This window comes from Pseudomonas sp. Z2-11, from assembly GCF_054161305.1.
This window is the reverse complement of record NZ_CP096395.1, coordinates 999,153-1,013,079: the sequence shown is the minus strand read 5'-3', so window position 1 is coordinate 1,013,079 and position 13,927 is coordinate 999,153. Positions and strand designations below refer to the sequence as shown.

Annotated in this window: 12 protein-coding genes; 5 read left to right on the top strand and 7 right to left on the bottom strand. The window is 62.2% G+C overall.

Annotation, left to right across the window (positions count from 1 at the left end; genetic code table 11):
• The first annotated feature begins 100 nt into the window (after positions 1 to 100).
• On the top strand, positions 101 to 2,440 hold the full coding sequence (gene fecA, locus M1E16_RS04370) for a TonB-dependent Fe(3+) dicitrate receptor FecA (RefSeq protein ID WP_458129288.1): 2,340 nt from the start codon (positions 101 to 103) through the stop codon (positions 2,438 to 2,440).
• Positions 2,441 to 2,524: 84 nt separating this feature from the next.
• Here the strand turns inward: fecA and M1E16_RS04365 are convergent, their stop codons facing one another.
• Complete coding sequence (locus M1E16_RS04365; RefSeq protein ID WP_434626030.1) at positions 2,525 to 2,935, bottom strand: HPF/RaiA family ribosome-associated protein; 411 nt, start codon at positions 2,933 to 2,935, stop codon at positions 2,525 to 2,527.
• Between the two features lie 508 nt (positions 2,936 to 3,443).
• On the opposite strand from M1E16_RS04365, the gene M1E16_RS04360 reads away from it, so the two are divergent.
• Positions 3,444 to 3,761 (top strand): DUF3509 domain-containing protein, encoded by a 318-nt coding sequence (locus M1E16_RS04360; protein WP_434626032.1) that lies wholly within the window; start codon positions 3,444 to 3,446, stop codon positions 3,759 to 3,761.
• Here the strand turns inward: M1E16_RS04360 and M1E16_RS04355 are convergent.
• On the bottom strand, positions 3,758 to 4,258 hold the full coding sequence (locus M1E16_RS04355) for a phosphate-starvation-inducible protein PsiE (protein ID WP_186611035.1): 501 nt from the start codon (positions 4,256 to 4,258) through the stop codon (positions 3,758 to 3,760). The genes M1E16_RS04360 and M1E16_RS04355 overlap by 4 nt on opposite strands.
• Before the next feature lie 293 nt (positions 4,259 to 4,551).
• On the opposite strand from M1E16_RS04355, the gene M1E16_RS04350 reads away from it, so the two are divergent.
• The gene (locus M1E16_RS04350) at positions 4,552 to 4,812 is read left to right on the top strand and encodes a YebG family protein (RefSeq protein ID WP_003205410.1); all 261 of its coding nucleotides are present in this window, start codon (positions 4,552 to 4,554) and stop codon (positions 4,810 to 4,812) included.
• Between the two features lie 67 nt (positions 4,813 to 4,879).
• Here the strand turns inward: M1E16_RS04350 and M1E16_RS04345 are convergent, their stop codons facing one another.
• Positions 4,880 to 5,899, bottom strand: a complete 1,020-nt coding sequence (locus M1E16_RS04345) for a Glu/Leu/Phe/Val dehydrogenase dimerization domain-containing protein (protein WP_458129287.1) — start codon at positions 5,897 to 5,899, stop codon at positions 4,880 to 4,882.
• Positions 5,900 to 6,086: 187 nt separating this feature from the next.
• Here M1E16_RS04345 and M1E16_RS04340 point away from each other — a divergent pair, with 187 nt between their 5' ends.
• A complete protein-coding gene (locus M1E16_RS04340) occupies positions 6,087 to 6,890 on the top strand; it encodes a SirB1 family protein (RefSeq protein WP_434602853.1) in 804 nt (267 codons plus the stop codon).
• A 121-nt stretch (positions 6,891 to 7,011) separates the two neighbouring features.
• On the opposite strand, the gene maiA is transcribed toward M1E16_RS04340, so the two are convergent.
• From maiA to hmgA, 3 genes are read right to left on the bottom strand one after another with little or no spacing between them, the layout of a single operon-like run.
• Complete coding sequence (gene maiA / locus M1E16_RS04335) at positions 7,012 to 7,647, bottom strand: maleylacetoacetate isomerase (RefSeq protein ID WP_458129286.1); 636 nt, start codon at positions 7,645 to 7,647, stop codon at positions 7,012 to 7,014.
• Positions 7,648 to 7,656: 9 nt separating this feature from the next.
• Entirely contained in the window at positions 7,657 to 8,961 is a 1,305-nt protein-coding gene (gene fahA / locus M1E16_RS04330; RefSeq protein ID WP_458129285.1) for a fumarylacetoacetase, read from the bottom strand.
• Between the two features lie 3 nt (positions 8,962 to 8,964).
• Entirely contained in the window at positions 8,965 to 10,269 is a 1,305-nt protein-coding gene (gene hmgA, locus M1E16_RS04325) for a homogentisate 1,2-dioxygenase (RefSeq protein ID WP_458129284.1), read from the bottom strand.
• Positions 10,270 to 10,430: 161 nt separating this feature from the next.
• Here hmgA and M1E16_RS04320 point away from each other — a divergent pair, with 161 nt between their 5' ends.
• On the top strand, positions 10,431 to 11,237 hold the full coding sequence (locus M1E16_RS04320; RefSeq protein ID WP_458129283.1) for an IclR family transcriptional regulator: 807 nt from the start codon (positions 10,431 to 10,433) through the stop codon (positions 11,235 to 11,237).
• Here the strand turns inward: M1E16_RS04320 and M1E16_RS04315 are convergent.
• Positions 11,234 to 13,786, bottom strand: coding sequence for a LuxR C-terminal-related transcriptional regulator (locus tag M1E16_RS04315; RefSeq protein WP_458129282.1), 2,553 nt, complete (start codon positions 13,784 to 13,786; stop codon positions 11,234 to 11,236). The two genes, M1E16_RS04320 and M1E16_RS04315, sit on opposite strands and share 4 nt — an antisense overlap.
• Positions 13,787 to 13,927: the final 141 nt, after the last annotated feature.

The window sequence follows — 13,927 nt, the reverse complement described above, 5'->3', positions numbered from 1 at the left end:
GGCCACCCAAAAAAAATGATTTGCCTGTGAGCCGTTTTCCACACCTCGGGTGACAGAGAAGGAAAGCCACTTCGATATAACCTTCTCGGGACTCCCATCCATGCCGCAGCAACCCACCCGTCTCACCCCGCTCGCTCGCGCCGCGCGTCAACTGTTCCTGGGGGCCAGCTTGAGTTTCGTTGCACTGCCCGCCGTGCTGGCTGCAGAGGCCAAGGCCTATCACATTGCGCCGTCGTCGCTGGAAAACGCTCTCAATCAGTTCGGCCGCGAAGCCGGCGTGTTGATTTCCTTCGGCTCGCAACTGACCGGCGGCCTGCAGAGTCGCGGCCTGGAAGGCAGCTACAGCCCCGAGCAAGGCTTGAACGCGCTGCTTGAAGGCACAGGCCTGCAAGCCCGGCCCGAGGGAGACAATGCTTTCAGCCTGCAACCGGTCAGCAGCACTGCACTGGACATCGGCACCACGACCGTGGTCGGTGACTGGCTCGGCGACGCAGCGCCGACCAACGTCTTCGAACACCCGGGCGCTCGGGACGTTATCCGCCGCGAAGAATTCGAACGCCAGGGCGCGACCCAGGCCCGGGACGTGCTCAATCGCATTCCCGGCGTCAACGCACCGGAAAACAACGGCACCGGCAGCCATGACATGGCGCTGAATTTCGGTATCCGTGGCCTCAATCCGCGCCTGGCTTCCCGCTCGACGGTACTGATGGACGGGATTCCAGTGCCTTTCGCGCCGTATGGCCAACCGCAGCTGTCCTTTGCTCCCGTGAGCATGGGCAACATGGACGCGGTGGATGTCGTGCGCGGGGGCGGCGCGGTGCGCTACGGCCCGCAAAACGTCGGCGGCGTGGTCAACTTCGTGACCCGGGCAATACCCGATGCACCGACCGTCAAAGGCGGTTTCCAGACCGAGGCGAGCCCGTCTTCCAGCCACGATGGCTTCAAGACGTCCGCCAATCTGCTGGCCGGCGGCACCGCCGATAACGGCCTGGGCGGCGCCCTGCTGTATTCCGGCACCCGCGGCGGCGACTGGCGTGAGCACAGCGACACGCAGATCGACGATCTCATCCTCAAGGGCAACTATCAACTGGACGAGGCCAACAGCTTCAACGCCATGGCCCAGTATTACGAAGGCGAGGCCGACATGCCCGGCGGCCTGAACGTGGCCGACTACAACGCCGACCCGTATCAGTCCACCCGCCAGAAAGACCGGTTCTGGGGTCGTCGTACCCTGGTCAATTTCGGCTACCGCTACCAGCAGGACCGGCGAGAATTCACCGCCAACACGTTTTTCACCAAGACCTTGCGCAGCGGCTATCTGGACCAGGGCTCCTTCCTGTCCCTGTCGCCTCGTGAATATTGGGTACGCGGCCTGGAAACCCGTTTCGCCCAAGGCTTCGATCTCGGCCCGACCAGCCACGAGGTCGGCGTCGGCTATCGCTATATCAACGAAGCCGGTCATGAACTGCGTTATCGCACACCGATCGCCAGCAACGAGCTGCCGACCACCTCCAGCCGCAACGACCGCGATACCCGCGGCGGAACCGAAGCCAATGCATTTTTCATCGATGACCGGATCGATATCGGCAAATGGACGATCACGCCCGGCATTCGCTACGAAATGATCGAGTCGCAGCAAACCAACAACCTGACCAACGCGAAGTACAAGGGCGACTACAACACCGCCCTGCCAGCGCTGAATTTGCTGTACCACCTGACCGACGAATGGAATCTGTATGCCAACACCGAAGGCTCGTTCGGCAGCGTGCAGTACAGCCAGATGCCCAACCGCGTCAGCAGCGGTGAAGTGAAGCCGGAGAAAGCCCGCACCTGGGAGCTTGGCACCCGCTATGACAATGGCAACCTGCGGGCAGAGATCGGCGCCTTCCTGATCAACTTCGACAACCAGTACGAAAGCAACCAGACCAACGATTCGGTGATCGCCCGGGGCGAGACCCGCCACCAGGGCATCGAAACCAGCATCAACTATGCCCTCGACGGCCTGAGCCCGGCGCTGGCCGGTTTTGACGTGTACGCCACTTACGCCTTCGTCGACGCCACCATCCGCGAAGACGGACCGAACAAGGGCAACCGCGTGCCCTTCTCCTCCAGGCACAAAGGTACGCTGGGCGTGGGTTACACGGATGGGCCGTGGAAGCTGAACCTGGACAGCACCTACCAGAGCGCGCAGTTTGCCGACAACGCCAATACCCGCGCGGAAAGCGCCGATGGCAGCACCGGCAATATCCCTGGCTATATGCTGTTCAGCAGCCGCGCCGCTTATGACTTCGGCCCGCAACTGTCGGACCTGAACGTCGCGGTGGGCGTGAAGAACATCTTCAATACCCAATACTTCACCCGCTCGTTTGACGACAACAATCGGGGCAAGTACGTAGGGGAACCGCGCACGTTGTATGTGCAGACGTCCGTGGCGTTCTGATTCGGGGCCATGGTGAATAGCTGAAACAAGACGGGCCTGCAATTGCAGGCCCGTCTGTTTGGTGGGTAATTTCAGTGACCGGGTTTAGCCGTTAAGCGCAGCCCGTTCGTTCTCGAGGAATTCTTCTTCCAGCATGGCATCAGCCAGTGCAATCGACTCGGTTTGGCCGTTGGTGGCGGCGCGCTTGCCGCGCAGTTTGCCGAACAGATGCTCCAGTTTATGTTCCAGCTTGGTGGCTGCGCCTTCGATCGCAAGTTCCAGCGACTCGGCCTTGTGCGTTACGGAAATTGGCTGGTGGCCTTTTGGCCGAGCCTCAAGTTGGCAACGCAAATCATGGGGACCGGGCTTGTCGCCGTTCTCATCCCCCAAATGAACCTCGATCCGTGTCAGGTCTTCTTCGTAACGTTCGAGCGTGCTTTCAATGGTAGTACGTACCCACTCCTCCAGTCGGATGCTGCTTTGAATATGGTTATCGCTGTTGACTTGGATTTGCATAGTTCATCCCTTATTTCGGCTAGCTCGCCAGGGGCCAATCGACGTTAGCGCAACGGCCCCTTGAGTACAGAGTCGGGCTGGCGGAAGAACAATTCAACCCCCGAAAAAAGATAAATATTCATTTGCAAATAAAGCCGGACAACGAGCAACAGCGCTGTTAATGTCGGGAGTTGTCTCGCCCCGCTTGTTCATTCCAATCCGCCTGCGTGCCCTGCACCGTCAGCGAACATCGGCCCGCCAGTGCCCCGAAACGGGCTGCCGCCATAACCTCATTCCAGAGCATTGCGCGTCCAGGCTCCGTGATCATTGTCCGACAGTTTTTCCGGCATGCCCCTTGCTACCTCCCTTGCAGGAGGCGCCGCGGGCTGCGATCAATGGGTCAGCCGCCTGCCCGCCCCGGGAATCTGGCGATGGATACGATCATGGAATGGCCGGTGGTCCGGTGTTGCGAACTAATCCCGATCATGGCCGGTCAACAACTGCACGTTCAATCAGGCGGTGACGCATCATGGACAACCCTTTTCAGATCATTACGGACGCCTTCGCGCCGCAATACCAGATCAACCTGAGCATCCAGGGCCTGGACGGCAGCATCATGCTGACCTTGTCCAAGGCCGGGCGCGTCGTTGCCAAGCGCATGATCAGCGCGCAGCAACGCAACGACCCGGAACGGCTCAAGCGCCTGGTGCAGAGCATTCAATTCGGCATTGCCATCGAGCAGGGCCACAGCGCCGTGGCCATCCTCGAAGCCATGACCGGCGGCGACAACATCAAAGTGCCGCCACCGCAGGTACAGGGCCAGGCGTCCAGCGCCGCAGGCCTCTAGATTTCGCCCTTCTCCACTTCGGCATGCTCGCTCGAACCCGCGCCGACCTTACGGTGCGGGTGTTCGATCTTCACCGAGGGAAACTGCGACGAGGCGTAGCGCACCACCAGGATCGCGAACGCCAGCAGCAGGATGCCGCCGCACAAGTAGATGATGCCCAGGTCCGGCGGGCTGTGATGCGAGACGTTGGAAATCAGCAGGCGCGTCAACGCGGTGATCGCCACGTAGATGAGAAATCGCACGGGCATGTGATTGGTCTTGAAGTAAATCCCGACCATCGCCCCCAACTCCAGGTAGATGAACAGCAGGAGGATGTCGTCGATCTTGATATGACCCTCCTCGATCATCTGCAGAAACTCCATCACGGCGGCCCATGCCGTCACCGCCCCGATGGCGAACAGCGCCAGGTAGTGGAAGGTCTCGACGAACAGGTTGCCCAGGGATTCGGCCAGTTGGTGGACATTCTGGCGCAGGTTCTCGGCCCAGTTGATTTTCACGGTGTAGTTTCCTTAGGTCGACTCGACCGGATGATGCGGGTTGGACGTGACGGTTGTTCTGCATGCAGAAAAAAGGCCAGCGACCGCAATGAGATGGCACCGGGCTGGCATTCGACACGTTGGCGACATCAAGCGGTCCCGTCGCGGGCACGTTTGTCCTGGGCGACAAACCTCGAAACCGGTCTACATTAAAAAGCCACTATTCAAAGCGTCAGGATTCGCTTATCCTTTGGCCTGTATATAAATACAGTAGTCACAGACAAAACCAAATGTGAAGGCATGTGAGGTGGTGAATGGCCGTCGAAGTGGTATACCGCAGCAGCCGAGATCTGGAGCGATTGTTCATGGATAAAGCCGAAGCTGACCGTCATGACAAAATGCTGGAACTCGCTGAATTGCTCGCCGAAGTGTTGCAAAAAGCCGTTCCATCGCTGAGCGAACAACAGGTGGAGGAAGCCGGCATCTACATGGCGAAGAATCGCGATGTGTTCGCCAAGGCATTCAAGAGCCAGCCAGACGCGTTGTCCGAACTGCTCAATCCGTCGGACGAATGATCAAAAAGATCGCAGCCTTCGGCAGCTCCTACACGGTGTAGGTGCTGCCGAAGGCTGCGATCTTTTTTTATCGGTACAACAGACGCTCCGCGAGCTCGTCAGCCACCCTGGCCGGTGAGCGTTTTTCGGCCTGGGCGTGGGCGAAGACTTCCGTGAGCCGGGCACCGATCTTGGCGAGATGCGCCGTGATGGTCGGCAGCTCTTCGCCGCGGTGTTTCAAGGCAACATAGATCAGGCCGCCGGAATTGATCACGTAGTCCGGTGCATAGAGGATCCCGCGTCTTTCCAACTGGTCGGCGACTTGCAGGTTGCTCAACTGATTATGCGCCGAGCCGGCAACGGCCGAGCAGCGCAGTTGCGCCACGCTCTGGCTGTTGAGTACCCCGCCGAGGCCGCAGGGAGCCAGGATGTCGCAGGGGGTACTGAGCAGTGCGTCGTTGGCGATGGGATGGGCGCCCAGTTGCTCCATCGCCAGTTGCACTTTACCGGGGTCGATATCGCTGACCAGCAGTTCGGCGCCCGCCGCATGCAGTTGCTCGGCCAGCGCATAACCGACATTGCCCAAGCCCTGGATGGCCACCCGCAGGCTTTCCAGGTTGTCGCTACCCAGGCGAGCCATGGCCGTGGCGCGGATCCCGGCGAACACCCCCATGGCCGCATGGGGCGCCGGGTCTCCCGCGGCAGTGGTGCTGGTGACATGACGAGTCTGCTGGGCGATGCAATCCATGTCCGCCACCGATGTGCCGCTGTCGATGGCGGTAATGTAGCGACCGTCCAGCTGCTCGATGGAGCGGCCGAAGGCTTCGAACAGCGCCGCCCGGCTTTCGACATGTGCCGGACGCATGATGACCGCCACGCCCCCGCCCACGGGCAGGCCGGCCAGCGCGGCCTTGTAGCTCATGCCCTGGGCCAGGCGCACGGCGTCGGCCACGGCACTTTCGTCGTCGGGGTAGGAAAGATAACGACAGCCACCCAGTGCAGGCCCAGGACGGCTGCAATGAATGGCAATCACCGCCTTCAACCCGGTTGCCGGGTCTACGCTCAAGTGCAGCGATTCAAGGCGGGAGCTTTGCATGAGAGCAAACATCGACAGGCTCCCGAATCACTTTTTTGTCTGTCTCGCCAGTATAGGCGCGCAATCGAAAATTGCAGGAGCACGCCGGAATAACGCCGCATGATCGTCAGTCTTTTCGGCATAACCGGCTACCCCCTCTTTGCGAGACTGGACGAAACCTCGCGGCAGAGCTAAAACGAGGCATAGTCCGGAGACTGTGATGAAACCGCGCCAAGCCTTTTTTGACTGTCTGCACCGCTCGCCACCGGCACTGCTCGAAGCAGCCCTGTGGATCGCCGCCGAGCATGATCGTGAAGTGGACGTGCCAGCGTTATTGAAGGATTTCAGGGAGCTGCAGCAGAAAGTCAGCCACGGCCTGCCGATGCTGCCTGTCAGCGAATTGGGCCAGCCCCTGCTTCGGCGCCTCAATGATCTGGGTTTCGCCCAGGACGACGCTACGCCGCTACGGCCTGGCGCGGCGCTGCTGGACAAGGTCCTGGTCCGCAAGCGAGGGCAGCCGCTGGCCTTGGGCCTGATAGCCCTGGAGCTGGCCAAGGGCCTGGAAATCCCGATGACCGGTGTCAATTTCCCCGGCCATTTCCTGCTGCGTGTACCTGGCGCGGACCACCTGCTCGACCCCTGCGGCGGTCGCCGCTTGTACCCCAATGACTGCCGGGACTTGCTGCATCGCCAATACGGCGCCAACCTGCCGCTCAAGGCCGAGCACATGGTCTGCGCCGAGCCGATGCAGATGCTCCAGCGGCTGTCGCGTAATCTCAGGCAATTACATCTGGCCAACGACGACTACATCGCCGCGCTGGTCGATGCCGAACGGGTGCTGGAACTGGGTAACGCCAGCGCCGCCGACTACCTGGCCCGCGCCAGCCTCTACCAGCGACTCGATTGCCCCAATGCCGAGCGTTTCGATCTCGAACATGCATTGATGCTCAGTGATGACCCGATCCAGCGGATCCGGCTGACCGAGCGGCTGGGGCATCTGCCACCGAATACGATTGTGCATTGAGCCCCCGCGGCCCATTACACACCCTGTGGGAGCGAGCCTGCTCGCGATGAAGCAGGCAGTCTCACTATCAGAGCGTCTGACCCACCGCCTTCGCGAGCAGGCTCGCTCCCACAGGGGCGACTCAGGGAGTATCAGGCTGACTCGCCGGATGCGCTTGCTGGAACGCCGCATGGGCTGCCGCCAACGCTGCCACCCGGCGGATTCGTGGATACCCCTGCAACGACACATTGAAGCGCTCGGCCGCATACAGCTGCGGGATCAGGTAAACGTCCGCCAGGCCTGGCGCCGCGCCGAAACAATAGTCGGCTTCGCCAATCAACTGTTCCACTGCTGCCAGCCCCTGGCTGATCCAGTGCCCGATCCACTCCGTCACCTGCTCTTCGTCGTGGCCCCACTGCCTGAGTTTGTTGAGCACGCTGACATTGTGCAGTGGATGGATGTCGCAGCCGATCAGTGCGGCCACGCCACGCTCATGTGCGCGAAGCACGGGGTCACGGCTGAGCAACGGCACCTGTGGATAACGTTCCTCCAGGTACTCGATGATCGCCGGAGACTGGACCAGCAAAGCGCCCTCATCGGTACGCAGCGCGGGTACCCGCCCCTGGGGATTGATCCCCAGGTAGGCCGGCTGGCGATGTTCGCCCCCGGGCGGCGCGATCAGGTTGACCGGCAGGGCCCGGTAATCCAGGCCCTTGAGCGCCAGCGCGATGCGCACCCGGTAAGACGACGTGGAACGGTAGTAGGTGTAAAGCTCCATGCCGCCCCCTCAATGCGCCGGCAAGACTTTGCCGCGGCATTCGCCGAAACCGATGGAGGCGGCACCTTCGCGGCCGCAACGGGCGCGCAGGATGATTTCGTCACCGTCTTCGAGAAATTTGCGGACTTCGCCGGACGCCAGTTCGATCGGCTTTTTACCGCCCTCGGTGATTTCCAGCAGGCTGCCGAACTGACCATTTTCAGGCCCTGACAATGTGCCCGAGCCAAACAGATCGCCGGCCTGTAATTGGCAACCGTTGACGCTGTGGTGCGCGACCATCTGCGCCACGGTCCAATACATGTACCGGGTGTTGCTCAAGGTCAGGCGATGAGGCGCCAGGCCCTGCTCGCGCATGGATTCGGTCAGCAGCAGGACTTCCAGTTCGATATCAAAGGCTCCGCCAGCCTGGTCACGCTTGTCCAGCAGATACGGCAGCGGCTGGGGGTCGCCTTCCGGGCGCGCCGGCTGCGGGCGACGGAACGGCTCAAGAGCCTCGGCCGTCACCACCCACGGCGATACGCTGGTGAGGAAACTTTTCGACAGGAAAGGCCCCAGCGGCTGGTACTCCCAAGCCTGGATATCCCGGGCCGACCAATCGTTGAGCAAGCAGAAACCGCCGATGTGCTCGGCCGCATCGCCGATGGCAATGGGCTCGCCCAGGGCGTTGCCCTTGCCGATCCAGATACCCAGCTCCAGTTCATAATCCAGCCGCGCGCACGGGCCGAAGATCGGCTCGGCCTGGCCGGGCGGCAGCGTCTGGCCTTGCGGACGGCGCACATCGGTACCGGAGGGGCGAACCGTCGAAGCGCGACCGTGATAACCGATGGGAACGTACTTGTAGTTGGGGAGCAGCGGATTGTCCGGCCGAAACAGCTTGCCGACATTCTGCGCGTGCTCGATGCCTACGTAGAAATCGGTGTAGTCATTGATTTTCGCCGGCAAGTGCATCTGGCAGTCCGCCGCCAGCGGCAGCAACCGCGCGCCCTGGGCCTGGATCGCGTCCCGCTGGGGGCTGTCCTCGCGCAACAGTTCGAGCAATCTTTCGCGCAGGGCAACCCGGGCCTCGCGCCCCAGGTCGAAGAAGGCGTTCAACTGGCCGCCCTGCATGGCCTCGACGGCTTCGCCTGCCTTGCCGTCGAACAGTCCCGCTTGCAACGCGGCCTGCAGGTCGAAGATCCGCTCACCAATCGCCACGCCGCTACGGGGAGCTTCGCCAGCGACACTGAAGATGCCCAGCGGCAGGTTCTGCAGCGGGAAGTCGGGATGACCATTAGCGCAAACAACCCAGCTGAGGGTAGGGGAAACTTGGGTCATGGGTTATCTCCGGGTCGGGTCGAAAGTGACCGGCAGCGAGGCCCAGCAGGCGTCGTAGTCAGTTTGCAATTGTGCGCAGTCCAGGGCGAAACGGCTGGGACGCAGCACTTGGCTGGTCTCGAACATGAAGGCCATGGTGTTGTCGATTTTTGTTGGCTTGAGCTCGGCATTGATCGCCTTGGTGCAGGTCTCGCCATCCGGGCCGTGGGCGCTCATGCAGCTGTGCAGCGACGCGCCGCCCGGCAGGAAGCCCTCGGCCTTGGCATCGTAGGCGCCCTGGATCAGGCCCATGAATTCATTCATCAGGTTGCGATGGAACCACGGCGGACGGAAGGTGTTTTCCGCAACCATCCAGCGCGGCGGGAAAATCACGAAATCGAGATTCGCCAGGCCATGGACACTGGTCGGCGACGTCAACACGGTGAAAATCGACGGATCGGGGTGGTCGAAGCTGACCGTGCCGATCGTGTTGAATCGCCGCAGATCGTATTTGTACGGCACGTTGTTACCATGCCAGGCCACCACGTCGAACGGCGAATGATCCAGCTCGCAGGCCCACAGTTCACCGAGGAACTTCTGTACCAGCGTGGTCGGTTGCACGAGGTTTTCGTAATGGGCGACGGGGGCCAGGAAATCCCTTGGATTGGCCAGGCCATTGCTGCCGATCGGCCCGAGGTCTGGCAGGCGCAACGGCGCACCGTGGTTCTCGGCGATGTAGCCGCGGGCTTGCGCGTCGAGCAGTTCGACGCGAAATTTCAGCCCCCGAGGCAGTACAGCGATTTCCAGCGGAGCCACTTCCAGCACACCCAGCTCAGTGGCGATGCGCAGCCGCCCCAGTTGCGGCACGATCAGCCACTCACCGTCGGCATTGAAGAACACCCGCTCCATGGAGCGGTTGGCGCAGTAGTGATAGATGCTGATACCGGCGGGTTTTTCCGCACCGGCATTGGCCGCCATCTGGACCAGGCCGTCGATCAGATCGGTGGGCTCGGTGGGGAGCTGCAACGGGCTCCAGCGCAGGCGATTGGGTGTCACCTCGCCCAGCGGGCCTGCGGCCAATTGCCGTTCCAACCTGGCGAAGGCCGGATGGTTGGCCGAAGGACGGATGCGGTACATCCAGGTTCGCCGCGCTTCGCTGCGGGCCATGGTGAAGGCGGTGCCGGAAAACAGTTCGGCGTACAGGCCGTACGGGGCCTTCTGCGGAGAGTTCTGGCCAACGGGCAGTGCGCCGGGCAGCGCCTCGCTGGCGAATTCGTTACCGAAGCCAGACTGGTAAGCCAGGTCCGACGCCGTGGAATCGAGGTTCATGGAGCCTCCTGAATACAGGACTGGATGCGTCCCGTCGCTCTGTGGAGGAGCCTGGGCGCACCGGGTTATTTTTATCGTAATTCGATTACGCATAACGTAATTTGCTCGGCGACCACCGTCAAGCTATAAAGACGCCCATTCGCTTCCGGACCAGAACCTCCATGGAAAACCCGCCCAGCAACGGTAAACAGAAAGTCCGCTCCGCTGAGGTCGGCACCGACATCCTCAAGGCCTTGGCCGAGTTATCCCCTTCCACCTCGCTGTCACGCCTGGCCGAACATGTGCGGATGCCGGCCAGCAAGGTTCATCGTTACCTGCAAGCCCTGATCGCGAGTGGCTTCGCCGAACAGAACAGCGCAACCAACCACTACGGTTTGGGCCGCGAAGCCTTGCGCGTAGGGCTGGCGGCGCTCAACGGCATGGATGTGCTGCAAGTGGCCGCCCTGCCCTTGGCCGAACTGCGCGACGACTTGAACGAAACCTGTTTTCTCGCGGTGTGGGGCAATCACGGCGCGACCGTGGTGCGGATCGAACCCGCCGTGCGGGCCGTGACCGTGGTGACGCAACTGGGCTCGGTCCTGCCGTTGCTCAGCTCATCCACGGGATTGGTTTTCAGTGCCTACCTGCCGGAGCGCGAGACCATCGAGCTGCGCGAACAGGAGGTGCGCGACGCCACCGACCACGCCTTGGCCGATGACAATGTCTATGCCGCCTTGCAGGGGCAGATCCGCAGTCGCGGCCTGCACCATGTGCATGGCTTGTTGATGCCCGGCATTGATGCCTTGTCCGCGCCGATATTCAACGCCATGGGCCGGGTGGCGGCAGTCATGACCATTGTGGGTCCGGCATCGCTGTTCCACGCCGACGAAAACGGCCCGGCGGCGCAGCGCCTGTTGACCGCGACCCGGGCCGTGAGCCGGCGAATGGGGTATGAGTCGGAGTCATCAGCCCAGCAGGATATTGGCTAACTCATCACGCCCATGGTTTTCGCTTTTGCGACCGCTTGTGTCCGCCGCTGTACGCCCAGTTTGCTATGGATCCGCCGCGCATGGGTTTTCACCGTATGCAGCGAGATGAACAGGCGCTCGGCGATCTGCTGGTTTGAATGGCCCTGGGCAATGAGTTCCAGTACTTCCAGTTCGCGCTGGCTGAGCAGCGTTTCTTCCGCCGCGCGTCCCGGCAGCTCGATCCGCTCCTGAGATTGCATCCAGTGCACCAGTTCAGGCTGGCGCATACGCAGCTCACTCAAGGCCTGCTGCGCCCGCCAACAGGCCACTTGCTTGAGCGCCTCCGGCGCGATCAATCCAAGAGAAGTGCGGTCGACGGACAACCAGACGACCTCGGCCAGCGCCAACTGCAACTCCGTTTCCAATGCGTGCATTTCGCGCTGTCGTGCCTGGGCGATCATCGCCTGCAGGCGAGCCTGCGGCTCATGCGCCCGATGCAGGTAGACCTCGGCCAGCACCAGCAGATACTCAAGACGCGGAATCAGCTCCAGGGTCGCTGGCGGCGCCTGCTTGGCCTGCGGCCCGTGGAAATGCCGCAAGACCCGGGTCAAGACTTCATGAGCAAGCTCCGGGCGCCCCTGCTGCAACCAGAATTGACAGCTGGTTTGCAGCAGCACGCCGCGATAGACCGTGTCGGGGATGTGTCGCTGCTGCATGATCCGCTCGGCGTCGCGCAGTTGCATGAAGGCTTCGCCATAGTCACCCCGGTTGGCCGCCAGGCAAGCCTTGCCGAGAAAGCCGTAGAGCACTTGTTTGTCCTGGCTGCGCAGGCCCGCCTCCAGGCCGGCTTGAAAGTGTTCGGCGGCCTGCTCGTCAGATCCCATGCGTAACGCCAGGCGCCCACGTCGCAGGGCGATACGTCCCAGCAACGCGGAAAAGTCCTGGCCGGGCTTGTCGAGCAGCACCTGGACGGCGCTCAACAAATGATCCGCCCGATGGGGCGCGCCGCGTTGCTCAAGCACCTGGGCGTGATCCAGTTCCAGCAATCCTTCGAACACCAGCGAGCCATGAGCCCGGGCCAGGCACAGCGCCTGACGGTTGATCCATTGCGCGGACGCCAGCTCACCTTTGAGCAGTGCCTGCTGCGTCTGGCCGATCAGGCACAGCACCTTGAGGGCCCAGGCGTGCGGTTCGAGGCCGGCTTCGGCCTGAAGGAAATGCTCACGCGCCGGTTCGCCCTCGCCGTCCAGATGCAGCAGCCAACCACGCAAGACCTGCCAGCGGGCAATCAGTTCTCGCTGCCGGCAGGCCAGCGGCTGTGGCGCGAACCTGCCCAATTGCTCGATGCACCGCTCGGCCTCGGCGAAACGTCCGGCACACAGCAAGGCTGCGGTAACCAGCCCCACCGATTGCGGCGTACCGAGGGACAACGCCTCGTCCTGCTGGTCATGCAGGCTCAATAACAGCTGGACGTTGTTGCCCTGCAAGACATGCTCGAAATTCAGATGCTGGAGGACACTCACGGCGGTCTCGAACTCCCCCGCTTGCATGGCCTGTTCGAATGCCATCGGCCAATCCTGCTCGGCGGCGAACCATTGGCAGGCCCGCCGGTGCCAGGAGCGCGCCTGGGGCCAGGGCTCGTCCCGCACGAGGCGGGCCAGCGGAGGGAAAATCTGCATCCATTCCGAAGACTGCGCCCACGGCTCGATGAAGCATCCCAGGTCCAGCAGCAAGGGAAGGCATTCGGCCCCCACCGTATCGCCGAACAGATGCTCGCAAAGCCGGGCATTGAAGCGCGGCAAATGCGCCAGCACGCGCCAGGCCTGCGCCAGCTCCGGGGACAAGGCGCCAAACAACTCATATTCGAGGTAGTCGGGCAAAGTCCCGGCACGCCCCGACGAAGCGTTGCTCCGCGCCCACTCGCAACGTTCGAGCAAGGCGAAGCGCACCCCGGCACACCAGCCACCACTGCGCTGAACCACCTCGCGGGCGGTGCGTGCTGCCAGTGGGCCGGGCAAATGCCCGAGCAATTGCTGAACATCCTCGGCGGTAAAAACCAGGGCTTGCGCGTCGAACTCGTGCAGCTCGTCGTCCAGCAACAAGCGCGGCCAATTGCAGTGCGGGCGGCGACGGCCATTGAGCCACAGATGCAGCGCCGGACTGCTGGTGTTCAGCAAGCGGTCGAGCAATTGGTCGAGTGCCGGATTGGGCACCCGGCAATAATCATCCAGGAACAACCATGTCGGGGTTTGCAACCGTGCCAGGTGAGCCAGCAGGCTCGCCTCATCGATCACCGGCAATCCGAGGGCCTGGGCCAGGCACTCACAGAATTGCGCGACATCCATCGCCGCGCCCCCCAGCGGCAGCCAATGCAGCCGGCAGCCCGGGGGCGCTTGCAGGAAGCACTCAGCGAACAACGCGCTCTTGCCGCTGCCCGCCGGTGCGTAAAGCAGCTTTACCCGCGCCTCGGAAGCCAGCAACGACTCGCTCAAGGACCGGCGTGGCACATGCGTCGAAGACAGGCGCGGCAGCAGCCCGGGACGGTCCGGACACGGGGTCATGGCGGTCATTGTGCAAGGTCCCTTTTATTGTTGTTCCATCACCCTAGACCTGTGTCGAGCACCTTAGGAGAAATATTCAGCGCGCTGATTGCGGCTCATAAAAAAATGACCGGCAGCTCAGCTGTCGGTCATTGGTTTTGCTCAGGGTCT

Coding starts and splice junctions, on each gene's coding strand:
- fecA (WP_458129288.1), top strand. CDS start 101: ATGCCGCAGCAACCCACCCGTCTCACCCCGCTCGCTCGCGCCGCGCGT.
- M1E16_RS04365 (WP_434626030.1), bottom strand. CDS start 2,935: ATGCAAATCCAAGTCAACAGCGATAACCATATTCAAAGCAGCATCCGA.
- M1E16_RS04360 (WP_434626032.1), top strand. CDS start 3,444: ATGGACAACCCTTTTCAGATCATTACGGACGCCTTCGCGCCGCAATAC.
- M1E16_RS04350 (WP_003205410.1), top strand. CDS start 4,552: ATGGCCGTCGAAGTGGTATACCGCAGCAGCCGAGATCTGGAGCGATTG.
- M1E16_RS04345 (WP_458129287.1), bottom strand. CDS start 5,899: ATGTTTGCTCTCATGCAAAGCTCCCGCCTTGAATCGCTGCACTTGAGC.
- M1E16_RS04340 (WP_434602853.1), top strand. CDS start 6,087: ATGAAACCGCGCCAAGCCTTTTTTGACTGTCTGCACCGCTCGCCACCG.
- maiA (WP_458129286.1), bottom strand. CDS start 7,647: ATGGAGCTTTACACCTACTACCGTTCCACGTCGTCTTACCGGGTGCGC.
- fahA (WP_458129285.1), bottom strand. CDS start 8,961: ATGACCCAAGTTTCCCCTACCCTCAGCTGGGTTGTTTGCGCTAATGGT.
- hmgA (WP_458129284.1), bottom strand. CDS start 10,269: ATGAACCTCGATTCCACGGCGTCGGACCTGGCTTACCAGTCTGGCTTC.
- M1E16_RS04320 (WP_458129283.1), top strand. CDS start 10,431: ATGGAAAACCCGCCCAGCAACGGTAAACAGAAAGTCCGCTCCGCTGAG.
- M1E16_RS04315 (WP_458129282.1), bottom strand. CDS start 13,786: ATGACCGCCATGACCCCGTGTCCGGACCGTCCCGGGCTGCTGCCGCGC.